This window comes from Thermoanaerobacterium sp. CMT5567-10 (assembly GCF_030534315.2).
Lineage (GTDB): Bacteria > Bacillota > Thermoanaerobacteria > Thermoanaerobacterales > Thermoanaerobacteraceae > Thermoanaerobacterium.
The window spans coordinates 488,218-512,976 of sequence record NZ_CP130558.2; the positions used below are offsets into that span (position 1 = coordinate 488,218).

Consider the following 24,759-nt stretch of genomic DNA (forward strand, 5'->3'; position numbering starts at 1 on the left):
AAAAGGCCTTTATACGATTTTCCCATTTAATCCTATCTCAAAAATGTACTCATTGTTGCATTTCTTTGCATTATTCATATTATTCATATATTTTTTCAATATATCAGCTTTCGCGTGAACTTCCAATATTTTAAACTTGCTAAGCAGGGATATGCTTTTTACTATTGAATTCATAGCATCATTTATAACATCATCGCTTACATTTTCACAATCATCAATATAAACATACAAACTGCATCTTTTCAATTGCCAATTAATATTATAAAGTCCACAAAAGCCTATATTATCTCCATCATTGGTCTGCAAAATAAATATTTTTCTATTTTTCCCAAACGGGATATTTAATACATTTTCGCTTTTTCTCGATACCCTAAACATATCTATAAGAAACTTCACTACATCAACATCTCTAAGCCACATCGAAAATGTCCTTTTATCCCTTTTCTCCATATCTCTCAAAAATATCTTTTCTGGTTTCACATTAACACCACCTATATATATTATTCTTTATAAAATAAAAAAATCCTTCTTGCCAACAGAAAATAATTTTCGACAAATTTAATTATAACTAATCGAGAAAATAAATTGATTTTTATTGAAGGAAGAACTTTAGAATTGTAGAATATATATATTGAGGTGATAAAATGCAAGCAGCTATTATAAAAGATATTCAGCTTTTATCAAATCCAATTTTAGATTATATTTTTATCGGTATTACCATGATGGGCAGCTCTTACTTTTATTTTTTAGTATTGCCTATATTTTATTGGTGCGTTGATAAGAGATTTGGACTTAAAATTGGTATAATTCTTTTGTCATCTGTTTATGTCAATACTGTAGTAAAAAATGTAACAATGGTTCAAAGGCCAATTGGCTATCCAGGCATAAGATCGATTTTTACTCAATCTGCCGGCGGATACTCTTTTCCAAGCGGTCATGCGCAGGGAACAACTACCTTTTGGGGAACACTGATGGTTAAGTACAACAGAAAATGCATCAATGTTTTAGGAATAGCTTCTATAGTTCTCGTTTCCCTATCAAGACTGTATTTAGGCGTTCATTGGCCTGTAGACATAATTGGAGGCATATTAATTGCCGTTTTAATAATAATTATCGGTGAACTTGTGGATAGCATCATAGTCGAAAGTAAATTTGATATACAACTTGCCTATAAAGTAATCTTAGCAATTATTGTCCCTACTGCATTAATAATTCTGTTTCCATATACTGAAAATTTTGAATACATGGGACTGGCATCAGGTATTTTGATAGGATATTTTGTTGATGAAAAATACTACGCTTTTACAGTTAGTAATTCAATTAAAAAACAGATATACAAGGTTATGATAGGTGCATTAATTTTCTTGGCCTTACAAAATGGTTTAAAGTATATTTTGCCTTATACAAATGTGTTTAATACTGTAAGATATCTCATATGCGGGTTATGGCTTTCAATTGGTGCACCATTAACATTCAATAAACTTAAACTCAATAAGAGAACTTTATAATACTTGGAAATCCAAGTATTATAAAGTTTCAAGTATACTTTTAGCATCTTTTGAGGAATCCAAAATCTCTTTTAAATTATATCCAGAATCAATTGCTTTTTTGATTTTAGTAGAGCTGCTTATATCGCCAATGAGAATTGCACCGACTAATTTGTTATCCTTTATAAACAGCTTATAATAAATATTTCCATCCTTATAACTGTATGAAGTGGATTTTTCCCCAGATATATCGCCAGACGAAAATACATCAACGCCCGTTATTTTTAATGTACTTGATGGAATGACTTCTTTGTATTTTGTCCTAATGCCTGCCGCATTTAACCCTGCATTTCTGCCTTGTGCCATTGCAACAGTCCAAAGACCATATATTTTGCCATTATATTCTGCAACATCTCCTGCTGCAAATACATCATCCACATTCGTTCTCATGAAATCGTCTACCAAAATCCCTCTGTTGATTTTTATATCAGAATCTTTTGCTATATCTACATTAGGTCTGATTCCTGCTGAAAATATCACAAAATCAGCTTGGACTTTTCTCCCATCTTTTAATATTACACCGTCTGCATCATCGCCAGTTATCTCTGCTACTTCTGCATTCAGTATGAGTTTGATTCCACTGTTTTCTATAATATTCTCAATAATCTTTGAGCCTTCTTCATCAGATTGCTTAGGCAACAGTCTCGGAAAAAATTCAATAACATTTATATCATATCCAGCCTGTTTTAATGACCATGCAGCTTCAAGCCCTAATAATCCTCCTCCAACTACAATTCCTCTTTTCTTGTCTTTTATATATTTGTTTAAATTATTAACATCATCCAGACTTCTTATTGCATAAACACCATTTTTGTCTCTTCCTTTAACCGGCGGAATAAAACTATAGCTTCCAGTTGCAATTATAAGCTTATCGTATGTAATTTTATCACTACTATCTAAGTGTATAATTTTTTTGTCTGTATCTAAAGACACTACGCTGCACTTTAGCATAGTATCAATATTGTTGCTTTTGTACCAAGATTCAGGTCTAACGTATAGTTTTTCTAATTCGTATTCATGTCCCAATAAATGAGACAATTTCATCCTGAAATATGTATTGTACGGTTCCCTTGTAATCATCGTTATTTTAGATTCTTTATCATTTTTCCTAATGCTTTCAGCGGCTGATAATGCAGCAATTCCGTTGCCTATTATGACAAAATCCATTATAATCATTCCTTTCAAAATTATATATGTAAAAAAATTAATTTGTGTTATATGCAAGATGCATATAACACTTTTATGTTACACAAGTGATGATGCAAATATTCTTCCAAAATCCCTGCATTTTTCTAAATCATCATCACTTGGAATGAAATTAATTTTAAGACCTGGCTCAACCAAATTAAGCTTTAACCCTTTAAGCCTTTCCTCCATCAAAGGTATCGCCTCGCCACTCCATCCATATGAGCCAAAAACTGCAGCAGGCTTATTCTTATTTTTTATAGGATTTATCCTATCTATAACATCCCAGATGGGTTCAACAGCGTCACCAGTAATCGTCGGCGAACCAAACAGCAGCCCGTCTGCTTTTTCAATCTTATCCCTTGCATCATCTAAATTAACTGCCTTTGCATTGTATATATCCACGTCTATAACCCCAGAATCTTTGATGCCATTGCTTATCTCTTCCGCCATCTTTCTAGTATTGCCGTATGCAGAAACATAGTATATCAGCACTTTCTTCTTTGTATTTGTATCATATGTGCTCCATTTTTTATAGGTCTCAACGTATTTTTCTATATCTTTTCTCAATACTGGCCCATGACCTACCGCTATCACATCGATTGGTAAATTTCTAATTTTCTCTATAGCTTCTAGAACTTTCGGTTTAAAAGGACTTACGATAGAATCAAAGTACAGCTTATATGCGTCAGAAAAATCATCTTCAAGGTCATTAAATAAATGTTTAGGAGTATAATGGCAGCCAAAAGCATCACATGTAAATAAAATTTTTTCTTCTACTAAATACGTAAACATGGTATCAGGCCAATGCAGAAAAGGTGCCATAATAAATCTCAAAGTCTTTCCACCCAAATCAATAAAATCGCCGTCTTTTACAACTCTTGAATTGAAATCGCGATTTATCTGCCCCTTTAAAAATGTGATAGCTGTCCTGCTACCAATGACCTCTGCATTTGTAGCCTCCTTAAGAAGTCTCGGCAGTGCCCCTGAATGATCAGGCTCCGTATGATCCATTATTATATAATCTATGTCTTTTAAATCAACAAGACTTTTTATCTTATCAATATATTCATCGTAAAATGGCTCTTTAACCGTTTCAATCAAAGCAATCTTTTCACTGCCTTTTACTAAATAAGAATTATACGACGTTCCCCATGGTGTCCTCCATACTATGTCAAAATACTCAAGATCAGGATCTAATACTCCTACCCAATAAACATCATTTTTTATTTTAACAACTTTATCCATAATCTCACCTCGTAATTTATAATAATTATTAATTAATATCTTTTATCTTTACTTATATTATACCACTAAATTCCATTATTGCAATAGTCGCGTGAAAATTATTTAAAAATAAAAACCTCAAAAAGAGGTTTTTATACCCTAAACAAAATTACATGGATTTTGTATACTTATCAGCGACTTTACTTGCTCCATACGAATCAGGTTTTACCTGTGCGTCAAAGCCACAACCTGTAACCATTCCAACTACTTCCTTTATAATATCTTTCGTCTTCCCATTTTCACCAACATCAAGATGTATTTCTATATTGAAATCAGTTTTGCCCATCTTCTCAAATTTAGCTGATAAAAGATTTGCAAGTTCTATGCTGTAATTGGCCTCCATGAAAATCCTTTGCCTAAGAGATGGAATTTTTTTATGTTGAAATTTTCTATAATAATATCTAGCGCCTTTTCCCTCGCGATATATGATAACAGCCGAAACAAAGCATATAACTCTACCAGGCTGCGAATCGGTTCCTATCATAAGTTTGTAGCTGGAATCTTTGTCATCTTTTATAAACTCTATAATATCATCAAACATCTTATCAAGATCTAAAAGGCCTTTTGTGGGATTTATAAAATTCAAGGCTATCCATCTCCTTTGATTACATAAGTATCATTTTTATAATATTATACACCATTTTTATTAACTCTGTGTTAAATTTTCATTAAACAATTAATTTTGTGACAAAAAGAATCAAGTGAGATGCCGGCAAAAACACGACTTGTGCAAGCAATGTACCAATTATTTTGCCAAATACCAGCAATACAACCATAGTATTGACATCTTTCTGAGTTCTCTTCCCCGCAAGTGCTTGATCTGTAATCAGTGCTGCAACAGGATCAACGATAACTGTTAAGAGAATAGTAGCGAATCCGTTAACTATTCCTGAAAGAAGACTGGCAGTTGTGCGAAATTCAGGCAGAAGTGCTCCAGCATACAATGACGAAATGATACCCGTTGTATAAATAGACGTTATTATGACATTGTAAATCAAAAAGCTTTTTGGTATATTAGTCTCTTTAATGCCTTTAAGCATGCTAAGCCTAGGCAAAACTATCTTGCTTCGTATCCTCTTTATATTTTCCCATTTTAAAGACATCAATATAAGCTTAGGCACAGAACCTGCAGTCTCCATACCATTGATTGCTGCAGAGAACACAGATACAAACGTTGGCATAAGAGGCGCTCCAATGACTGCACCCATTGTTGCCGACAATAATACAAGTCTCATGTTTAAACCAAGAAGTGGAACCATATTGTATTTTATCGATATGTCAACTAAACTCCCAAGAAATGGTCCCTGTATCATGTTTGATAGCCTTGAAATTACAGCCATAATGTTGAAAAGCGATAGTGAAACTGCAAGCTTTTTTGTCCTTACACCAGATGGTCTTATAGAATACGATAACGTATCTATTAAATTTATCACCATCGTAAAAAAGCAAACAATTATAAGCCTTTTAATATCTACCATCCGCACACATCCTATTCCGCTAAAATAATACAAGTTAAATTATAGACAAATATGTCTAAAAAAGCAATACTGGGTGATGCCTCATAACTTCACAGTCTATTTAGTTTCTAATGGAGATTTATGTTATAATTTTTTATGTTACAATAACTTTAAGCTACATTTATCAAGAAAGGAAATCGTCTATATGGAAAAACTTCGCACTAATAAATGGATAATCTTATCGGCTGTTTTAATAGGTACCGTAATGGGACCTATAGACGGCAGTGTAACAAATATAGCGATGCCACAACTTGCAAAAATATTTCACACAGATATAACAACTACAAGCTGGATTTCCATGACATACTTATTAATGCTATCAAGCCTGATGCTTACATTTGGAAGACTAGGAGACATGGTTGGCTACAAAAAACTTTATCAATACGGCTTAATAACATTTTCCGCTACATCTGCCATATTAAGCATGTCAAACAATATTTATATGCTGATCGTTGTAAGAGCTTTTCAGGCTATTGGCGCAGGTATGCTTATGTCTATGGCTCCAGCAATAATAACAGCAACGTTTCCTCCAAACGAAAGAGGCAAGGCATTAGGCTTTAATGCAATGGCAGTTTCAATAGGACTTTCTATAGGACCTACTTTAGGTGGCTTTTTGCTTACATACCTTGGCTGGAGATCTATATTTTATATAAATATACCAATAGGAATAATCGGTTTTATCTGGGCTCAAGTAGTAGTACCTGACAACAAAGGAGTACCAGAAAAATTTGACCCGTTAGGCGCCATGTCTGCATTTTTATTTCTTACAGGTTTGCTTCTGTTTATATCTGAAGGAGGAACTTGGGGATGGACTTCAATACCCAGCATGATTTCCCTTGCAACATTTATAGTGTTTTTCATAATCTTCATTATGATCGAAAATAATCTGGAGTTTCCAATGCTTGACTTAAGCCTATTTAAAATCAGATTGTTTACATTTGGAAATCTCAGCACTTTAATAAACTTCATGGCTCAAAACACTATGACATTTTTGACACCTTTCCTTTTGCAAAAAATAGGGTATTCTACAGACCTGTCAGGTATAATCATGACGTCTTTTCCTCTGATAATGCTTGTTGTTGCGCCTTTAAGCGGAATTTTATCAGATAGATACGGCGCACAAATTCTATCAACAATCGGTGCATTAATTACAGCTATAGCACTTTTTTCAATGTCCACATTAAATCTGCATTCTTCAATGGCATCAATCATGTCAAGGCTGGGGCTTTTCGGCATTGGCAATGGTATATTTCAGACTCCAAACAACAGCTCTGTAATGGGCAGCGTATCCAAAAACAGGCTTGGCATCGCATCCGCCTTTTTGGCAACAATGAGAAATGCGGGAATGGTTCTCGGTATAGCGATGGGAAGTGCTATATTTACCAACAGAGAAATGTTTTATGAATCTCTGAAGATAAACAGTAATAATGCATTTTTATTTGGGTTGAGAGATGCGTACATTGTAGCTGGAGTATTTTCCATTATTTGTGCATTAACATCCCTCGTTAGGGATAAAATTAATAAAAAGAATAATTTAGAGAAGGATGGAGTGTAAATGGAAAAGACATTTGCTATGGTAAAGCCAGACGGTGTAAAGCGGGGCCTTATAGGAGAAATATTAAAAAGGTACGAAAACAAAGGCCTTAATCTTGTAGCTGCAAAAGTCATTTCGCCATCTTTAGATTTGCTTCAAAAACATTATGAAGAGCATAAGGATAAGCCTTTTTACGACGACCTCATCCGATATATGTCGTCTGGTCCTGTTTTCGCTATGATTCTGGAAGGCGATAATGCAGTAAAAATGGTGAGGATTTTAAATGGCCCTACAAAGATTGAAGATGCTCAGCCAGGGACAATTAGAGGCGATTTCTGCACAAATACGACATTTAATATAGTTCACGGTTCCGACAGCGTGGAAAGTGCAAAAAGAGAAATTCTTTTATGGTTTCCTGAATACATGAATAAAATCTAGGACAAGGTAATAAACTCTAATAGAATGAATTTCTATTGGAGGAGAATTCTCTCTATGATAAAAGTGTACAGTAAAACAAATAAGTACGGAATAATATACGGAAAAATAGACAGCTACAATTGGTATGCTTTAGTACAAGATGATATTGTAGATTATGGCATCAATCCAAATACATTAGCAAAAGGCAGCGGAAAAGTCTCAAGGCTTTTCGTCTACAAAGAAGTTAATGTAGATACATTGAACCAAAATACTGTTAAGGAATCAGTCATAGCCGATTATAGGCATAAGTGGAATCTTTTAAACAGCGATAAGAAAGAACTAATAAAAAAACTTGTAAACTATCTCGAGCTTAGGTACTCATTAAAAGTCTTAAAAGAGGCGAAGTAAATTACTTCGCCTCTTTTTTTGGCAGTACAAATGCCGTATACAAGTTATTAAAGACAAACTCTATCGAGGAGAAAAATACTACTACCAGCCAGTCAAACCACGTAAGTGGGGCAGTTTTAAAGACACTGCTTAAAAATGGTATGTATATAGTTGAGACAAACAGTAAAAACGATACAGTAGAGGCGATTATAAGATATTTATTGCTGAATACACCAAGTTCAAATATCAAATGCCTCTCTGATCTACATTCAAAAGAATGTATAAGCTCAACCATGACAAGCGTTGAAAAAGCGATCGTTCTTGCTCTATCCAAAGTGCCGTATGTCAATGCAAATACATAAGAAGACAAAGTACATATCGCCATTAAAATACCTACAATACCTATTCTAGTCCCAAGTCCATTTGAAAAAATACTTTCGTCGGCTTTTCTCGGCTTTAAATTCATTATATCTTTATCTGCAGGATCGAGACCTAGGGCTAGAGCTGGCAAACCATCTGTTACAAGATTCACCATCAAAATCTGAATGGGTACAAGTGGAAGCTCTAATGATGTCAAAGCCGCTATAAACATAGTAATGACTTCTCCAATATTGCAAGAAAGCAGGTACCTTATAAATTTTCTTATGTTGTCGTATATTATTCTGCCTTCCTCAATAGCCGCAACTATAGTTGCAAAATTGTCATCAGTCAAAATCATTGATGACGCCTCTTTCGCTACGTCTGTACCGCTTTTCCCCATTGAGATTCCAATATCAGCTTCTTTAATTGCAGGTGCATCATTTACTCCATCGCCGGTCATTGCAACAGTAAATCCCCTCTTCTTAAGAGCTCTGACAATGCGGAGCTTATGCTTTGGCGAGACTCTAGCATATACTGTCGTATTTTCCACCGCCTCACAGAGTGTTTTATCATCTATTTTGTCTATTTCGTCACCTGTCATGATATTTTCTGTCTTGCTATGTATATTTAATTCATCTGCAATCGCAGCGGCAGTCAGTTTATGATCACCCGTTATCATAATTGGCTTTATCCCTGCCAATTTGCATTTAAAAACAGCATCATAAGCTTCCTTTCTGGGAGGATCTATCATTCCTTCCAATCCCACAAATACCAAGTCTTTTTCAATATTTGTTGAATCATATCTAATGCCTTTCGGCAGCCTTCTATATGCAAATGCTAAAACCCTAAGAGCACTTCTGCTGAACCTTTCATTTGCCTCAAGTATTTTCTTCTTTTCAAAAGAGCTGAGTGGAACCTCCCTTCCATCCTTTAAAACCTTAGTGCATAGTTCGACTACAACATCTGGGGCACCCTTCGTAAATGCATACATCAAGCCATTTTCCTCAACCACGACGCTCATCCTTTTTCTGTCAGAATCAAATGGAATCTCTTCAATGCGCCTTATCTTTCGCTCTACAGACTCTTTTGATATACCACCTAAAATAGATGCATACAAAATAGCTGCCTCTGTAGGTTCACCGTAATATTTAACATCATCAACAAATTCACTGCGAACCTTAAACCTGTCTATTTTTACATCAGCGTTATTGCATACAGCACCGATCTCCAAAAGCCTTTTTATTGTTGCATCATATGCTGTATCTATTTTCTTACCTCTCGATACAAATCTGCTCTGCATATTCTTCCCTTCAATTTCTACTACATCGTCATTTACAAAAATCTTTTTCACTGTCATTTTATTTTCTGTCAGCGTACCTGTCTTATCAGTGCAGATAACATTGGTACATCCAAGTGTCTCTACGGCCGGAAGTTTCCTTACAATGGCATTTCTTTTTAACATCCTCTGCACGCCTATTGCAAGGGATACCGTCACAACCGCAGGAAGTCCTTCTGGAATAGCAGCAACAGCAAGGCTTACACCTGATAAAAACATATAATATATGGATTCACCTCTAGCAATGCCAATCACTGTCACAAGCGCACAAATCAATAACGATCCTGTTACAAGAATTTTACCCAATTTGTCAAGTCTCTTTTGAAGGGGTGTCATATTGTCATCAATCTCTTTAATCATGCCTGCAATCTTGCCCATCTCTGTCCTCATGCCGACATCTACAACAAGTGCCTTGCACCTTCCGTTTGTAACTACTGTCCCCATGTATATAATGCTTTTTTTCTCTACAGTCTTTCTATTTCCTATCTCCGTGGGCTCTTTCGATACCGGAACAGATTCGCCTGTTAAAATAGATTCATCTAATTTGAGATTATATGATTCAAAAACGACAGCATCTGCAGGTACTCTATCGCCAGCTTCAAGTACGATTACATCATCAATCGTTATTTCTTCAGACGGAATTTCCTTGATAACCCCATCTCTAATTACTTTTGACGATGGAGCCGATAGCTTTTTTAGTGCTTCTAAAGACTGTTCTGTCCTGTATTCCTGCATAAACCCCAATACGGCATTCAAGATAATTATTATAGTAATAGTAACTGCATCTGCAATTTCTCCCATGATTGCAGAAATAAGCGTTGCAGCTAAAAGAACCATTATTATAAAATCCCTGAATTGATCTAAAAAAATATCCAATGCCGTCAATTTTTTCCCTTCCTCAAGTACATTAGGACCGTATTTTAACAATCTTTTTCGTGCTTCTTGTTCGCTTAACCCATTTTTATCTACTTCATTGTTAAAGAAGTAAATTGCTCCATTTTCAGGTTTTTTTGTTTGAAACATTTGTACCCCCCTTTGTACATTTCTCTTCATATAAAAATATGAGGTTACATGTAAAAACATGACCTCATATTTTTAAGCTTTGCCATTCATCCTTTGCATAATTCACAATTAGAGAATGATTTTTTCTATCAGGATGATTTATAACTTTATTGAACCATTTTAGCGCTTCGTCTCTATAACCTAATATCTTGTTTAACTCACCTATCATGTATATAAGCTGTATCTCCCCATCATACGCTTCAAAGCCTTCATATGCCTTTTTATACATTTCTAATGAGATTTTTAAATATCTATTTTCATTGCTAGAATCATTCAAAATATTGTATATCCATGCAATTCTAAGACATGTCTTTGCAAAAATAATATCTTTATCATTCTTAAGCTGTGAGCAGTAAAGTGATAAGAGATATGATTCAAGCGCCTTTTGTGGTGTTCTTTCACCAGAAAATTTCCTCTTAGTCCAGTTGGTAGTAATTTTTGATAATATTTCTTTTTTGCCTTCATCACTGATATTATTAAAAACATCACTTAAAGCTGCATATCCACAATTTGGACAAACGATAGGGTCATAAAAAAAGGGCTCTATCCCATCATATTTAATATATAGGTCCTTTCTTCTCTCCAACACTTTAAGATGCGACATCCTTACTTTAGTATAAGTAAATTCCCTACCGCAAACTGGGCATTTTGTCTTAACATCGTACAAAAATGTATTCATAGTTTCACTCCCGTCTATAGCAAAGTCTGCTCTACAATTATTTTAACATTATATATTTCGAATTTTTAAGAGAAAATATTAACTGGAATATTTAATCTTACTAAGTTTTTTTCTTAATTACTCCATATGTCAATCCAACTAGCATAGCAATGCCTGCATAGCCGGCCAAAGGGTATATATAATGTACAAGCTTTGAAAAACCAAATCCGCTTAAAATAAGCGCTATACCGCCAGTTACAATCGTATAAATCTTGTATTTTATGCTTTTTGTATCTGTAAGCCTTGCAGCAAAGCCGTAAAGATTTCCAACTGCCGTCGTGTAAATTTCTGCAATCAAAATAAAACTGTAAATAAGCTTCAATGTTTTAGAATACTTGCCTGCTATATACAGCATAGGTATTTGATACTGAGATGCCTTCGGCATATTTGTAAGAATAGCAATCAAAATCATTGTAGCGCCAAGCCATAAGCCTATACCTCCAAATAAAGCACCCATTTTTAGATTCAATTTTTTTGATGTTTGATTTCCAAGTGGTGCTAGTATTGCAACAGACATCAATAAGTTGTACGAAGCATAAATAATTCCAGACATGAAAAAATTTTTGACTGCCGCATCAAACGGCATCGAAATACGACCAATTACCGCAATATCAGGAGCATAGAAGATAGCTAGTATGCTTACTACAAACACACCAATCAGCAAAATCGGGACAACAAAAGAAATAGCAGAGATTACACCTGCTATTCCTGTCAATACAGTCATAACAGATATTACAGCCATCATTACAGATCCAATCTGTGTAGGTAGTCCAAACTGTTCTTTAAAAATAGCTCCTGTGCCTGCCAGCATGGCTGTAAAAGCACCAAATAAGAAAAATATAATCACATAATCTATTATCTTCCCAAATACAGGTCCTCCAGCTTCCATAATGACTTCATAATGTGAAACAGCATTAAGCCTATTTCCCAGCAATAAAATAAAATACCCATATAAAATAAATATAAAAGCTGCAACAAAAAGACCTATAAAGCCTTTTATGCCATGATATCCAAAAAACTGAAGAACTTCTTGTCCAGATGCAAAACCTGCACCAACGACAGTACCTATATATGTTGCAGCAATAGAAAACACCGATAATTCTTTTTTGCTCAAAAGTTCCACCTCCCCAATGCTATTTCATTAATATATATACTCCCCAAAAAAGTTTTTATTTATATATTTGCTTTTTACTTTGCCTTCCATTTGATGTATAATGTGAAAAAGTAGATTTTTCCTAATATTAAAGAATTAATTTTTAAACATCTAAATGGACAAGGAGAAATATGATGAAGAAAAAAAGATTAATATTTATATTAGTTATTGCCGTTATCATTGCACTATCTATTTGGGCCTACAAAAGTTATAATGTGATAAATAACCCTGAAACCGCATTTAGAAACAGTGAAGCACCAAAAAGTTCAAGCGACATCGATACAGCTAAAAAAGATAAATCCGAATTTAACGCTGACAAAATATATTTGGCATTTCTCGGTTTAGATATGACAGATGAAAGAATAAAAACAATAGGAAACTTTAGGACAGATACAATAGGGATATTTTCAATCGACTTAAAAACAAAAAAAGTAAATCTTTTATCGATTCCAAGAGATACATACGTTCAAATACCAGACAGAGAAGGATACGATAAAATAAATGCTGCATATCCATATGGTGGCATGGGCAAAAGCGGATATGAATTAAGCTTGAAGACAATCAGCAACTTTCTAGGAATCGATGTTAATTACTACGTATCAATAGATATGCAAAATATCTCTCAGATAGTCGATGCTGTTGGTGGCATTCCAATAAACGTTGAAGAAGACATGCACACACACGGTGCCAATTTAAACAAAGGTTATCAGGTTTTAGACGGCAAAAAAGCTGAAGAATATGTTAGATGGCGTTACGACCCGATGGGAGACATAAATAGAGTAAAAAGACAGCAGCAATTTTTACTGGCTTTTTTAAAACAATTAAAGGCAAACAAAAATGATGTATCTTCATACCTAAAATTGTACAATGCTTTTAAAGGTGATATATACACAAACCTTAACTTCAATCAGATACTTGCCTTGATTTCGGTGATGAAAGATGTAAACGCTGATGACATTAAAACTTACACAGTACCAGGAAGTTTCTATAATTTAAACAATATAAGCTACTGGAAGCCCGATATGGAAAAACTGAATGAAATACTTAAAGAATTTAAGTAAATTGTCGAGTTATATTAAAAAAACACAATTTTAGCTAAAATTTTGAAAAATTTGCCGAAATTATATTGACTATATTTTTCCATAGTCATATAACAGAAGAATTATATCACAAATACTATTTAGCAGGAAATAAGTAGCTATTTTATTATCTGTAATACCATATTATTCTGCATAATTTTATACATACATGATAAGAGTAAAAAATACATTTTTTACTCTTATTTTTATTTCATTAATAACATTTATCATAAAATAAGTGGAAAATCAAAATTTAAGAACTTTTAATCATTTTAAATATTATTTAATGAATGATTAAATATACTGTCCTCATATGATGAAAAAATTATACATTTACTGTAGAGTATAGGGGCCTACTAGCAATAAAATCGTAAACCATGTAATAACGTATAAGTCAAATGATGACAGAAATAAAAGGGGAAATATCCTTAGACCAAATCTTATTTTACATCTAAACCAGAAATCGCAACATCTTCCAAAGCATCACAGCTAGCTAAATTTAGAGTTTTTAAGTATTTTATAAAGTCATCTTTTAAGTCGTCTCTTTTCAAAGCATATTCAACAGTTGCTTTAAGATACCCTAATTTATCTCCTACATCATACCTCTTTCCTTCAAAATTATATGCATATATTGCTTCATAGTTTAATAAGACTTTAAGTGCATCAGTAAGCTGTATTTCTCCACCTGCTCCGGGCCTTAAGTCTTTTAGTATATCAAATATCCTTGGCGATATTATATACCTTCCAAGTATGGCCATGTTTGACGGTGCTTCTTCTTTTTTTGGCTTCTCTACTAGGTTGTTTACTCTATACAGCCTGTCATCAATCATGTTGGCATCTACTATGCCGTATTTGTCTACTTCACTCTTTGGTACTTCTTGTACGCCTATTATAGAGCAGTTGTATCTTTCGTACTGTTCTATCATCTGCTTCAATACAGGTACTTCTGCATCAACTATATCATCTCCTAAAAGAACTGCAAATGGCTCATCTCCTACAAATGTATGTGCACAATAAATGGCATGGCCAAGTCCCTTTGGCTCTTTTTGCCTTATATAATGTATATCCACCATATTTGTTATATCTTCAACGAGATTTAAAAGATTTTCTTTGCCTTTTTTCTTTAATTCTAACTCTAATTCTACAGATTTGTCGAAATGGTCTTCTATGGCTCTTTTGTTTCTTCCTGTTATAATGAGTATATCTTCTATGCCAGAGTTTACAGCTTCTTCTACTATATATTGAATCGTGGGCTTATCAACTATTGGAAGCATTTCTTTTGGCTGTGCTTTTGTTGCAGGCAAAAACCTAGTTCCAAGTCCTGCCGCTGGAATTATCGCTTTTCTTATTTTCATATGTATTCCTCCATCGTATCACGAAACTTCTGAAAGCTCATCTTTTTCGCTTTTATCTAAATTTTCCACTATGCGTATACCTAAATCTACAAGATTAACATTTCCAGATACATTTAGCCTTACTTTTACCCTTCCTTTCCGCCTGTCAATTTTTTCAATGAGACCTTCAAACCCCTTAAGCGGTCCATCGATTATCTTAACTTTACCACCTATCTTGATTCCTGTTGAGAATCCAACAATGTCAGAGTCGCCCACAAGCGAAAGTATAATTCTTATTTCGTCATCTCTAACCTCAGCGGGCTCCACGTCATCTTTTAAGAATTTCAAAAAATGAGGTAACTTTGAAATCTCATAATATATTTCAAAACACATATTAGTTTTAATAAAGACATAGCCAGGAAATAAAAATTTGATCTTCTCTACCCGCTTTTTTCCCTTTCTTTCAATTATCGCTCTTTTAGGTATCAATACTCTAATAGGCTTCTTATTGAGCTTGCTAAATAATAATTCGATTAACCTCTTTACCTTTAATTCATCCCCCGTTCTTGTGTATATAACATACCATTTTTCACCATCTTTCACATATGCTGCCTCCTTTTTTAATGCATTTCTAAAATGTATTCGACATTACTTGCTGAAATTCCTCCTTTAGTGACCGTTTACAACAAATTTTTTAGAAATTTTTCCAGTGTAAAAGGGACAGATATCTCATTAAAAGCACTGTCCCTTCCATTTATATCTACTTAAGCTCAACGCCGTATTTCTTTAATACTTCTGCAAGTTCACTTTTTATCTCTTCTAGCCTTGCCTCTGTATCAGCCTCGCACCTTACGATCAATTCTGGTCCTGTATTTGAAGCTCTGACAAGCCCCCATCCACCGTCAAACATAACTCTTGCACCGTCGATATCTATTAAATCATATCCTTTTCCCCTAAAATACTCTGTCACACCTTTCACAACGTCAAATTTCTTTTCATCATCGCAGTGCAATCTCAATTCCGGCGTTGACGGATATTTTGGAACATCAGAAAGAAGCTCCGATAATGTCTTATCTGTATTGGAAAGTATTCTTAAAAGCCTTGCTGCAGCATATGCTGCATCGTCGTAGCCGTAATACTCGTCTGCAAAGAACATGTGACCTGACATCTCACCTGTAAAAACAGCATTAAGCTCTTTCATTTTGGCTTTTATAAGGCTGTGACCCGTCTTGTAGAAGATAGGATTGCCGCCCAGTTTCTTTATCTCTTCTGGCAGTGCCTTTGAACATTTTACTTCAACTATAGCGTCTGCTCCAGGATGCTTTTTCATGATTTCTCTCCAGTAAAGCACCATCAGCATATCGCCCCATATTATATTGCCTTTTTCGTCAACGACGCCAATCCTATCTCCATCGCCGTCAAAAGCTATGCCAACGTCTGCACCAAGTCTTTTAACCTCTTTTATCAGGTCTTTCAAATTGTCTGCGTTGACTGGGTCCGGAAAATGGTTTGGAAATGTTGGATCTGATTCGCAGTAAAGCGGGTACACTTCGCACCCAAGTCCATATACAATATCTGGATAGATGTTTGAGCATGTGCCGTTTCCGCAGTCAACAACTACTTTAAGCTTTCTATTGCCAAGTTTTACTTTGGCCTGTATCATCTTTATATAACTTTGTATCGGATATGCATATTTCAAAGAACCTGCCCCTGTCTTGAAATCGCCATTCTCTGCAATATAATAGAGCTTCTTAAGCTCATCCCCATATATAGTTGACGGTCCAAATGCAACTTTAAATCCGTTAAACTGTGGTGGATTGTGGCTTGCTGTTATCATAAGTCCTGCATCGTAATTGTACAGTATGCGGGAATAATAAAAAGCAGGCGTCGATAGAACACCGATATCCAGCACATTGCAGCCAGTAGAGGTAAGTCCATTTACTACCGCATTCCTTATAGGTTTTGATGATATCCTGTTGTCCCTGCCTACAATTACGTCTTTTATGCCTTTTTCATTTTGAATATATGTACCGAAGGCTTTACCAATAAGTTCTGCTGTTTCCTCAGTAAGGTCATCATTCCATACACCACGTATATCGTACATTCTAAACATATTTTGGTTTAATGCCATAAAAATCCCTCCTCTAAAATTAGCGTTTCATAATATATTATATACTAAAATATTACATTCACAAGTTGAACCAATAAAATTCTGTCAAATTAACATTGAATTATCTATAAATTTTGTTCATTATTATCAAAGAGTCTATGATTAACGCTGTTACAGCAATATTATATACAATTATATTATCTATATCTTTTTGTAAAACCGTGTGGTATAATAATTGTAAGGATTAAGAGAAATGGAAGGAAGAAGTATGAGCCAGAAATACGATATAACGATGAAAAATATTTTTTCGGATATGGCCGATGACATAATGAGTTATTTTTTAGGACTACAATACACAAAGATTGATGAATTAAATATAGAATTTGAAAGAGTCGAACGAAGGGACAGCGACATGATATTCAAATGCACTACAGACAAAGGAAATGTGGCTGTGCACATAGAATTTCAATCAGAAAATGACAGAAAAATGCCTTATAGGATGCTAAGATATTCCCTAGAGATAATGGAAAAGCACAATCTCTTACCATATCAGATAGTCGTATATATAGGAAAAGACAATGTGAAAATGGCAAATAGTTTAAACTATGACTTTGGAGAACAGAACACATTAGACTATAAATACAGAATAATAAATGTTGGCGACATAAAATATACCGATGTTGTAAAGACAGATTATTATGACTTGTATTCACTTCTACCATTGATGGACAAAAATAGAAGGAAAGAAGAAGGAGAAAAATATCTGGAAAGATGTGTTGAAGCCATAAAAGACATTCCTTTGGACATAAACAAAAAGAAGGACATAGCATTTAAGGCAGAGATATTATCAGGTATAGTTTTTAAAAGAGAAGTTATTGAGAAAGTTTTTTCGGAGGTGATGAAGATGTTTAGAATTGAAGAATCCGAGACGTATAAAATGATAATTGAGAAAGGCTTTGAAAAAGGTATTGAAAAAGGTGAAAAAGAAAAAAGCATAAAAATTGCTAAAAAATTATTAGAAGAAGGTATGGATATTGATAAAATAGCAAAAATTACAGAATTAGCAAAAGAAGAGATAAAAAAATTAATAAATTAAAACAAGTAATGAGCATAACAATTCAAAAAGTAATTTGTTATGCTCATTTTTTAATTAATTCATTGCCAATACATCTTTAATGATATCATCAATAATAAGCTCTTGATAACCAGTTTTTCTCAATAATCTCATTTTATCTATTAAAGGCTTTAATTGAACCGTATCGATCTTATCTAGCATTTTAAGCCTTGATTCAGTCAATGTCTTATCTGATAAAGCTTTTATATAATCTTCAACATCATACCTCAAAAAATGGAATCTTTCAGGATATCTTTTGAAAAATCTATGCGCTATCTGTATTCCTTCTGGGTCAAAATCACCTGAATAATATATGTCTGTACCATTTTTATATAGCATATCTAAAAGGACAAGCAATGACAACCTCGGCTGACCATATGCGCAGACAAGTGGAACAGGTTTCTTTATAAAGTCGCATACGGACAAAAAAACACCTGGATTTTCTAAAACAAATACCTTTTTTGATGGACTCTCAACCCTGTCGATCTCACTAAGATTGTAAAGCGGTACTTGCAAAACTTCATTGCACTCATATGCCGCTTTAAATACCTTGTTGCACTTATCTGCACTATAAGCCAAAAGCCCTTTAAGCGTCACAAAATTCGATATCTCATCAATCACAATACCAGCCCTATAAAAAAGCTCAGCAATCTCTTCAGAATTTTTTACCTCCTCGACCCCAAAAATCGTAGACAATGCATTTATAAACATTTTACCGCAGTCAGTATTTACGTCAAATCCATGCGGATCTCTAGTGATATGCGATGAAAAGACTGGAAGCCTTAACTTTTTTCCTTCATAAACCGGAAGTCTATTCAGTGCATCACAAACGTATTTTATATCTCTTTCGAGCAAAGTGCGATTACTGTCATATCTCTGGTTTATCGTTCTTAGGCCTACAGCTTTATTATCATAAATAGATTTCAACCACTGCCAGCATTTTGTCCCTTCATAATCAGATAAAAATCTATTAAAGAACTTTTCTTTTTCATTTGCATACTGGTACATATCATCTTTTTTGCTGGTCAGCTTTTCATCAAAATACGATTCTAATATATCGATTAAGCTGTATTCTTCAAATCTCGTATTTAAAAATGTCGCTGCAAATTTATTGACATCGATATTTACTGATTTTCGTTTGCTAAAGTCTTTTTTAAAATGGTTAGACAATACTTCTTTTTCCGAATCCGTCAAGTCATCAAGTTTGATTACACCGCCTATCCTTCCTATGCTTTTATACTTATCGCGTATGGCTTTAAATATCCTTTCATATCCTTTGTTTCTTTTAAAGAACTCTATATCTTCAGCTTTCATCTATTCACCTGCTTTTGTAAATGCAACCTCATCGTATGGAAAATCATTTGTTGCTTCAACACTTTCTTCAATGTCGGTAACTAAATGCCTGATCTTCCCATCCCACTTGTACTTTATCAAAGACACATAGCTTGCATTTTTAGGTCTTATAAGCTCGTATATAGACAGCTCTGGCACCGTATCATAATCTCCCCACAATACTTGAGAGTTCATGATAAAATTTAATCCCAAATCTTCTATGAGCTTAAACATATCCCTTATGTTGTTATCATCTACTCCTGCAAAAGCCTCATCAAGCGATATAATCTTTGGTGCTTGTGATGACGCTGATTGATACATTGAATAAACAGCTGAAAAAAGAGGTATATACATAGCCATGGCTTTCTCTCCACCGCTGAACTTGTAAAACGCGTTATTCGTAAGCTCTTTGCGATTTTCTCCTTCTTTTTTGAAATACAGCTTAAACTCAAACCAGTCTCTATAGTCGAGAATGCTCTTCATTATCTGGTGGAATGTATCAGTATTGCTGTTTTCTTCATATATTTTCTTTGCACTTTCAACCTTTGATCTAAAGTGATTTACTACTAAATTAAAATCTTCTTCTTTCATCATGTCTGCATCAAGCTTCAATAGCTCTACAAGCTCTCTTGTATTAAGTTCTTGCTCATTTGTAGCGACCTTTGGCTTCCATTCTAATTGAAACTTAAGACCGCTTGACGTATCGCGTTGAGACATTAAATCATTCATTTTTTTAACCCATTCTTCTGCTTTAAAGATTCTACTTCTGATCTTACGTCCTACATTGTGCATGATTATGTCCTCAAAAAGTTGTCTATCCTTTTCCTTCATAAGATTTTCGTTTATCTTTATATCTTCATCGATCATGTTGTACAATCCATAAAGCGATATCGTTTTGTCATTTACTTTCGCTGTTATCTGATATCTCCTTAAATCTTTATATATCTCCTGATAAGTGCCCATACCTACATCACTTTGTTCATTTTCTACTACGTCTAATGAAAGCCCAAATTCCACAAGTTCATTTATACAGACATAAAACGCATTTCTAAGCTTTTCTGTTGCACTATCTTTATCAAACTTTGCAAACATCTCTTTGTACTGTGATTGAATAGTCTTCGCTGCTTTATACATATCATCTAGATCTATAAGCTCATCAATAAATCCCAATGCTATTTCATCTTTTAACCCTTTATCGTATATGTTTAAAATATCCTCGTTTTTCCTTATTTCTTCTCTCAATCTTTCATATTCTTTTTCTTGCAGGACTACTCTCTCTTTAAGAGCAGCAGTTTTAGCAGTTAAATCATTTATTTCCTTTGGTATATCGTCAATCCTTTTTATACACTGTGAAAGCTCCTTTTGAAGGTCTTCTATACCAAGTTTTTCAATGGTTTCTTTTAATACATTGATCTTTTCTATGCTGTTTTTTATCTTCGTATCTAATACATCAATCTCAAACTTGTAATTATCAATGTCATACTCGATATCCTGTTTCTGCATTTTTCTCGTTTCTATATTTCTTAAAACAGTAATATAGCTATTGTAATTTATCTGTAATTTCTGTAGGAGATTTTTGTACTCATCTAATTCGCCTAAAGCATCTTGGTAAGATTTCACATCTGCATGTATGCCGATTCCCGATGTCAATTTCCTTACAACCGCCCTCTTTTCTTGAAGCACATCAAAAAACTTTTTAGCTGTAAGCGTTGCATCGTTCAACTTATTCTCAGTAAATTTTTGATTAGATTGTGCTTCTTTCAATTCTTTTAGTGCTTCTTCCAAATCATCTTTTTCTGGAAAATTTTTATATTCTACATCTAAGTCACTTAATTGGGACTTTATTGACAATTGTCTATCGTTAAGTTTTCTTATCTCATCTTTTATGATGCTTATTTCCTTAGCTATGGATGATATCATTTCATCTCTAAAGCGCCGTCTCGATTCAAAACCTATATACCTTGACTTTACATTTCCTGCTGCTTTCCCCTTTAAAATCCCTATTCCATACGTGCCATCATCATTTATATATGTTGCATTCTCTTCCTCATAAATAAATACATTGCTTAAGGCATCTGAAATTTCCTCCGGGCTGACACCGCTATTTGAATCGACAACATTAAAATACTGCAATACATTAAGCTTCATGTTAAAAGTCCCCGGAACGATATACTTATCTGCCATGTCCTTATCCATTTTCATTGCTCTGTCTAAATCGCTTCTTGACACAATAAGTGCATCCAAGATTCCCATATCTATAAGAGCTGATTCAATATTTCCTTTTGTATCATCATCAATATCATTTTTAAAATCAATCGCTTTATAAAGTGGTACATATGCAATTCCCGCTTTATCCAGTCTTTTTCTGTTTTCTAGAACTTGTTCACTGCGCTCTGGCTCAGGATCTTCCGTCTCTTTCCATTTTCTTAATTCCTCTTCTTTTTCATCAAGCTGAGAATTTTTTAAGTCCAACTCATTTTTAACTTTAAGCATATCCATCTGAAGTCTTCCTCTGATATCATCATATGGCTTCCTTATAGATGATATCAGATCTTCGTACACGCTTGTCTCACCGTATGACAGTACGATCCTGGCAAGTTTTTCGATGTCCTCTCTATTAAGCTTCAAAAGTTTATTCGTATCTGACCAATCATATATTTTGTCAATGAACCTGCTCTTTTCTTCATCAAACAAAATCTCAATTTCATTGACTTTTCGCTTCAAGTCCTCATTTGCCTTTCTCAACCTATCTTCTTCAAGCAATGCATCATTGTACTTTTGATTTGCCTCTGCCTCGTCATTAAGGGCATCTAATGCCTTCCTTACTTTCCCTGTATATTCCTTTAATGAATTGTTCCAAAAATCAAAGTCAAAATCTTTACCATACGATTTCTTCAATTCTTCTTCTGAGAAGCTGTGCTCATCAAAATTGACTTCTTCAGATATGGAATCCATACATTCAAGATTGTCCTTTATATTTTTATCAATTGAATATTCTCTGCCTTCAAGGTTCTTTAATTCTTCTTCTATTTCAAAATATCGATCTTTTTTCTTTTTAAGCTGAAGCTCTTTTAAATTCTTGTCTTTTCTGTATTGTTTTAAAATATTTTCTTCTTCAACAAGTTCTCTTTGTGTATTAAAGGCATCGTTTTTCCTTAATTGAATTTCTTTATTTTTTAATGCCTGAAGCTCGCTTGCAAGTTCCGATATTTTGTCTTCACCCTTGAGAACATCCTGATTATTTTTTTCAATGCTTTGCCTTATCTCCTCGCTTTGTTTTCGTACTTTAGAAAGCTCATTTTTCTGCATCAAAAGTTTCTCTGCTTTATAATAAAGCATAAACTTATTATACCTGTCGTATTCATTTTTCAACTTCTTTAAGGATTTCATATTTTTATTCAGCGAGTCCAGGTGCAGCTTTATTTGATCCATGTTTTCTATCGTTTCAGACATTGGCCTTAAATCATCATCTGTCAAAGGTGAAAGAGATGCCCTCAATATGTCGTATATAACCGTTGGTCTGAAATCCTTAGAAAGCTTTGGACTCCTAAGCTGTATTAAAAGCTTAATAAGTTCATCATAGTCATCAATGCTTGAAAAGCCAAATATATTTTTATTTACTAATTCCATGTATTCTCTTTGTGAATCAACTACTTCTCCGCCGCTTCCAATGCAATTTTTAAGCTCTTTTTTTGACAAAGGTATTTTGACTCTCTTACCATCGATACCTGTCTCCATCTTATAAAGCAATATATCAATACCTATTCGTCTTCCATCTTTAATGATAAATCCCCAAAAGTCCATGCTTTGATGTCTCTTTGCCTTAAGGCCTATGCCTATAGAGATATAGTTATCTTTACTTCCTTTCTTAAATTCCATATAAAGGTAACCAGTTCTCTCGTCAATTCCATTTACATCTTCTTCACCTAAAAGATAGTCCTCAAGCCTTCTAGCCCTTGAGCCAAATGGATCTAGCCTTTCAGGGCTTTTATTACCATCTAAAAGAAGAGGTATAAAGCTCTGCATAGTTACAGATTTTCCTGAACCATTGGAACCTCTTAGAAGAAGCCTTCCTCCAGAAAATTCGAATACTTCATCATCATAATACCAAAAGTTAAGAAGACCAGCTCTATTAATTATCCATCTATCATCCATTTTGAATTGCTCCTTTAAAATCACTTCGATATTCACCAATAAACTTGCCTAAGATCGGCATCAAAGTATACGAGTGGGTATCATCATTGTATATTACCATTTTCCAACTTTCCATAAACTCTGTAATCTCATTAAATAATTTATCATCATTCATATCAGCGTATACCTTGCTCCATCCATTTTTAAACCTATTCTTTACATCAGATATGATATTCATAAATTGTCCTTCTGTAATTTCAATGCAATCATCTACTCCTACATTTAAATTACCGGAATCTATCATCTCTCTTAAAACATACGCGATTTGAAGCACTATATCAGATATATTTTTATTGTCTGGGAAATAAGATGTTGCATACTTATTCTCATCGAAAATTATGTATGCAGATGTTTTATGAATGTGCAGTTTCGAATCGAGATAATCGTCAAAGTCTTTTTCTATCGTATTTCTATAATTTTTTATGTAGATAAAGTCTTGATCGTCAGGTCCCTCATAGTAAACGGCTGGAGATAAAAGAAGTTTTCTGTAGACCCTATGCCTTCTCTCAAGAACCTTATTGTCCTCATACCTGTCGTCCTTCATAAAATCATCCAATGTCATCTCTTCGCTTATTTCGTTGTTCATAATTCTCATAAAATACCTAGAAAGTCCTGTATTTTCATATAAAACCTCTATTTCACGATTATCAGCAAATCTTTCCTGTTCTCCATCATCGACTTTTATCATTTTCAGTTTTTCTGCAAAATTAAGCACCCTGACAAGAGATTTTCTATGCTTAAAAAGGGTCCAGTCAACACTTTCTATGCCATCATACTGCATCTCGATATACTCCGTTATATTTGAAAGTATAAATTGGTCACCTATCCCCATATCTTCTAAAAATGCAAGAAGTAGGCATAAAAATGCGTAGTCCATAGGACTTTGAAATTCTTCGATCCCCATCCAATCTTCAGCATCACCCGGTATCTTCTCCAGCTTTATAAGAAGTGGATTCACGATAAGCCGATATCCTAACTTATCCTCTACAAATGATCTTAATTTCTTTTCATTGTCACGTATTCTATTAAACATTTCCGTATCATCTTTTGTAACCCAAAAGTTCTCTAAAAGTATCTTAAGTTCATCCAATTA

At 34.1% G+C, this 24,759-nt stretch carries 20 protein-coding genes; 6 read left to right on the plus strand and 14 right to left on the minus strand.

Features of this window, described 5'->3' with window-relative positions; genetic code table 11:
• Window positions 1–9 precede the first annotated feature (9 nt).
• Entirely contained in the window at window positions 10–480 is a 471-nt protein-coding gene (locus Q2T46_RS02695; RefSeq protein ID WP_209454489.1) for a hypothetical protein, read from the minus strand.
• 164 nt (window positions 481–644) lie between these two features.
• Here Q2T46_RS02695 and Q2T46_RS02700 point away from each other — a divergent pair, with 164 nt between their 5' ends.
• Window positions 645–1,508: a phosphatase PAP2 family protein gene (locus Q2T46_RS02700; protein ID WP_303264376.1), complete on the plus strand. Its 864-nt coding sequence runs from the start codon at window positions 645–647 to the stop codon at window positions 1,506–1,508.
• A gap of 18 nt (window positions 1,509–1,526) precedes the next feature.
• Here the strand turns inward: Q2T46_RS02700 and Q2T46_RS02705 are convergent, their stop codons facing one another.
• From Q2T46_RS02705 to Q2T46_RS02720, 4 genes are all read right to left on the minus strand, one after another.
• The gene (locus Q2T46_RS02705) at window positions 1,527–2,714 is read right to left on the minus strand and encodes an NAD(P)/FAD-dependent oxidoreductase (protein ID WP_303264375.1); all 1,188 of its coding nucleotides are present in this window, start codon (window positions 2,712–2,714) and stop codon (window positions 1,527–1,529) included.
• Window positions 2,715–2,792: 78 nt separating this feature from the next.
• Complete coding sequence (locus Q2T46_RS02710) at window positions 2,793–3,980, minus strand: FprA family A-type flavoprotein (protein ID WP_303264374.1); 1,188 nt, start codon at window positions 3,978–3,980, stop codon at window positions 2,793–2,795.
• 148 nt (window positions 3,981–4,128) lie between these two features.
• The gene (locus tag Q2T46_RS02715; protein ID WP_209454485.1) at window positions 4,129–4,605 is read right to left on the minus strand and encodes a ribonuclease H-like YkuK family protein; all 477 of its coding nucleotides are present in this window, start codon (window positions 4,603–4,605) and stop codon (window positions 4,129–4,131) included.
• Window positions 4,606–4,687: 82 nt separating this feature from the next.
• Window positions 4,688–5,497, minus strand: a complete 810-nt coding sequence (locus tag Q2T46_RS02720; RefSeq protein ID WP_303264373.1) for a lipid II flippase Amj family protein — start codon at window positions 5,495–5,497, stop codon at window positions 4,688–4,690.
• Between the two features lie 184 nt (window positions 5,498–5,681).
• On the opposite strand from Q2T46_RS02720, the gene Q2T46_RS02725 reads away from it, so the two are divergent.
• The 3 genes from Q2T46_RS02725 to Q2T46_RS02735 are packed head-to-tail and all read left to right on the plus strand — an operon-like array spanning window position 5,682 to window position 7,895.
• Window positions 5,682–7,091 (plus strand): MFS transporter, encoded by a 1,410-nt coding sequence (locus Q2T46_RS02725; RefSeq protein WP_303264372.1) that lies wholly within the window; start codon window positions 5,682–5,684, stop codon window positions 7,089–7,091.
• A complete protein-coding gene (gene ndk / locus Q2T46_RS02730; RefSeq protein WP_303264371.1) occupies window positions 7,092–7,508 on the plus strand; it encodes a nucleoside-diphosphate kinase in 417 nt (138 codons plus the stop codon).
• Between the two features lie 54 nt (window positions 7,509–7,562).
• A complete protein-coding gene (locus Q2T46_RS02735) occupies window positions 7,563–7,895 on the plus strand; it encodes a hypothetical protein (RefSeq protein WP_303264370.1) in 333 nt (110 codons plus the stop codon).
• 1 nt (window position 7,896) lies between these two features.
• Here Q2T46_RS02735 and Q2T46_RS02740 read toward each other — a convergent pair whose 3' ends face one another.
• From Q2T46_RS02740 to Q2T46_RS02750, 3 genes are all read right to left on the minus strand, one after another.
• The gene (locus Q2T46_RS02740; protein WP_311062313.1) at window positions 7,897–10,593 is read right to left on the minus strand and encodes a calcium-translocating P-type ATPase, SERCA-type; all 2,697 of its coding nucleotides are present in this window, start codon (window positions 10,591–10,593) and stop codon (window positions 7,897–7,899) included.
• A 64-nt stretch (window positions 10,594–10,657) separates the two neighbouring features.
• Window positions 10,658–11,311 carry a DUF2225 domain-containing protein gene (locus Q2T46_RS02745; RefSeq protein ID WP_303264368.1) on the minus strand — a complete coding sequence of 218 codons (654 nt, stop codon included), beginning with the start codon at window positions 11,309–11,311 and terminating at the stop codon, window positions 10,658–10,660.
• Window positions 11,312–11,411: 100 nt separating this feature from the next.
• A complete protein-coding gene (locus Q2T46_RS02750; protein WP_303264367.1) occupies window positions 11,412–12,464 on the minus strand; it encodes a hypothetical protein in 1,053 nt (350 codons plus the stop codon).
• A 173-nt stretch (window positions 12,465–12,637) separates the two neighbouring features.
• Here Q2T46_RS02750 and Q2T46_RS02755 point away from each other — a divergent pair, with 173 nt between their 5' ends.
• A complete protein-coding gene (locus tag Q2T46_RS02755) occupies window positions 12,638–13,564 on the plus strand; it encodes an LCP family protein (RefSeq protein ID WP_303264366.1) in 927 nt (308 codons plus the stop codon).
• A 458-nt stretch (window positions 13,565–14,022) separates the two neighbouring features.
• On the opposite strand, the gene galU is transcribed toward Q2T46_RS02755, so the two are convergent.
• From galU to Q2T46_RS02770, 3 genes are all read right to left on the minus strand, one after another.
• On the minus strand, window positions 14,023–14,937 hold the full coding sequence (galU, locus tag Q2T46_RS02760) for a UTP--glucose-1-phosphate uridylyltransferase GalU (RefSeq protein ID WP_303264365.1): 915 nt from the start codon (window positions 14,935–14,937) through the stop codon (window positions 14,023–14,025).
• A gap of 18 nt (window positions 14,938–14,955) precedes the next feature.
• On the minus strand, window positions 14,956–15,519 hold the full coding sequence (gene loaP / locus Q2T46_RS02765) for an antiterminator LoaP (RefSeq protein ID WP_303264364.1): 564 nt from the start codon (window positions 15,517–15,519) through the stop codon (window positions 14,956–14,958).
• Window positions 15,520–15,676: 157 nt separating this feature from the next.
• On the minus strand, window positions 15,677–17,047 hold the full coding sequence (locus Q2T46_RS02770) for a phosphomannomutase/phosphoglucomutase (RefSeq protein WP_303264363.1): 1,371 nt from the start codon (window positions 17,045–17,047) through the stop codon (window positions 15,677–15,679).
• A gap of 247 nt (window positions 17,048–17,294) precedes the next feature.
• On the opposite strand from Q2T46_RS02770, the gene Q2T46_RS02775 reads away from it, so the two are divergent.
• On the plus strand, window positions 17,295–18,122 hold the full coding sequence (locus tag Q2T46_RS02775) for an Rpn family recombination-promoting nuclease/putative transposase (RefSeq protein ID WP_303265825.1): 828 nt from the start codon (window positions 17,295–17,297) through the stop codon (window positions 18,120–18,122).
• Between the two features lie 54 nt (window positions 18,123–18,176).
• Here Q2T46_RS02775 and Q2T46_RS02780 read toward each other — a convergent pair whose 3' ends face one another.
• Genes Q2T46_RS02780 through Q2T46_RS02790 form a run of 3 tightly spaced genes read right to left on the minus strand, consistent with a single transcriptional unit; the run spans window position 18,177 to window position 24,756 of the window.
• Window positions 18,177–19,454: a TIGR02679 family protein gene (locus tag Q2T46_RS02780; protein ID WP_303264362.1), complete on the minus strand. Its 1,278-nt coding sequence runs from the start codon at window positions 19,452–19,454 to the stop codon at window positions 18,177–18,179.
• The gene (locus Q2T46_RS02785) at window positions 19,455–23,627 is read right to left on the minus strand and encodes a TIGR02680 family protein (protein WP_303264361.1); all 4,173 of its coding nucleotides are present in this window, start codon (window positions 23,625–23,627) and stop codon (window positions 19,455–19,457) included. It lies immediately after the preceding gene.
• Complete coding sequence (locus tag Q2T46_RS02790; RefSeq protein WP_303264360.1) at window positions 23,620–24,756, minus strand: TIGR02678 family protein; 1,137 nt, start codon at window positions 24,754–24,756, stop codon at window positions 23,620–23,622. Before Q2T46_RS02790 ends, Q2T46_RS02785 begins: the two co-directional genes overlap by 8 nt.
• Window positions 24,757–24,759: the final 3 nt, after the last annotated feature.

Excerpts from the sequence above, each read along its gene's own strand:
- Q2T46_RS02700 (WP_303264376.1), top strand. The coding sequence starts at position 645 with ATGCAAGCAGCTATTATAAAAGATATTCAGCTTTTATCAAATCCAATT.
- Q2T46_RS02705 (WP_303264375.1), bottom strand. The coding sequence starts at position 2,714 with ATGGATTTTGTCATAATAGGCAACGGAATTGCTGCATTATCAGCCGCT.
- Q2T46_RS02710 (WP_303264374.1), bottom strand. The coding sequence starts at position 3,980 with ATGGATAAAGTTGTTAAAATAAAAAATGATGTTTATTGGGTAGGAGTA.
- Q2T46_RS02720 (WP_303264373.1), bottom strand. The coding sequence starts at position 5,497 with ATGGTAGATATTAAAAGGCTTATAATTGTTTGCTTTTTTACGATGGTG.
- Q2T46_RS02725 (WP_303264372.1), top strand. The coding sequence starts at position 5,682 with ATGGAAAAACTTCGCACTAATAAATGGATAATCTTATCGGCTGTTTTA.
- ndk (WP_303264371.1), top strand. The coding sequence starts at position 7,092 with ATGGAAAAGACATTTGCTATGGTAAAGCCAGACGGTGTAAAGCGGGGC.
- Q2T46_RS02735 (WP_303264370.1), top strand. The coding sequence starts at position 7,563 with ATGATAAAAGTGTACAGTAAAACAAATAAGTACGGAATAATATACGGA.
- Q2T46_RS02740 (WP_311062313.1), bottom strand. The coding sequence starts at position 10,593 with ATGTTTCAAACAAAAAAACCTGAAAATGGAGCAATTTACTTCTTTAAC.
- Q2T46_RS02745 (WP_303264368.1), bottom strand. The coding sequence starts at position 11,311 with ATGAATACATTTTTGTACGATGTTAAGACAAAATGCCCAGTTTGCGGT.
- Q2T46_RS02755 (WP_303264366.1), top strand. The coding sequence starts at position 12,638 with ATGAAGAAAAAAAGATTAATATTTATATTAGTTATTGCCGTTATCATT.
- galU (WP_303264365.1), bottom strand. The coding sequence starts at position 14,937 with ATGAAAATAAGAAAAGCGATAATTCCAGCGGCAGGACTTGGAACTAGG.
- Q2T46_RS02770 (WP_303264363.1), bottom strand. The coding sequence starts at position 17,047 with ATGGCATTAAACCAAAATATGTTTAGAATGTACGATATACGTGGTGTA.
- Q2T46_RS02775 (WP_303265825.1), top strand. The coding sequence starts at position 17,295 with ATGAGCCAGAAATACGATATAACGATGAAAAATATTTTTTCGGATATG.
- Q2T46_RS02780 (WP_303264362.1), bottom strand. The coding sequence starts at position 19,454 with ATGAAAGCTGAAGATATAGAGTTCTTTAAAAGAAACAAAGGATATGAA.
- Q2T46_RS02785 (WP_303264361.1), bottom strand. The coding sequence starts at position 23,627 with ATGGATGATAGATGGATAATTAATAGAGCTGGTCTTCTTAACTTTTGG.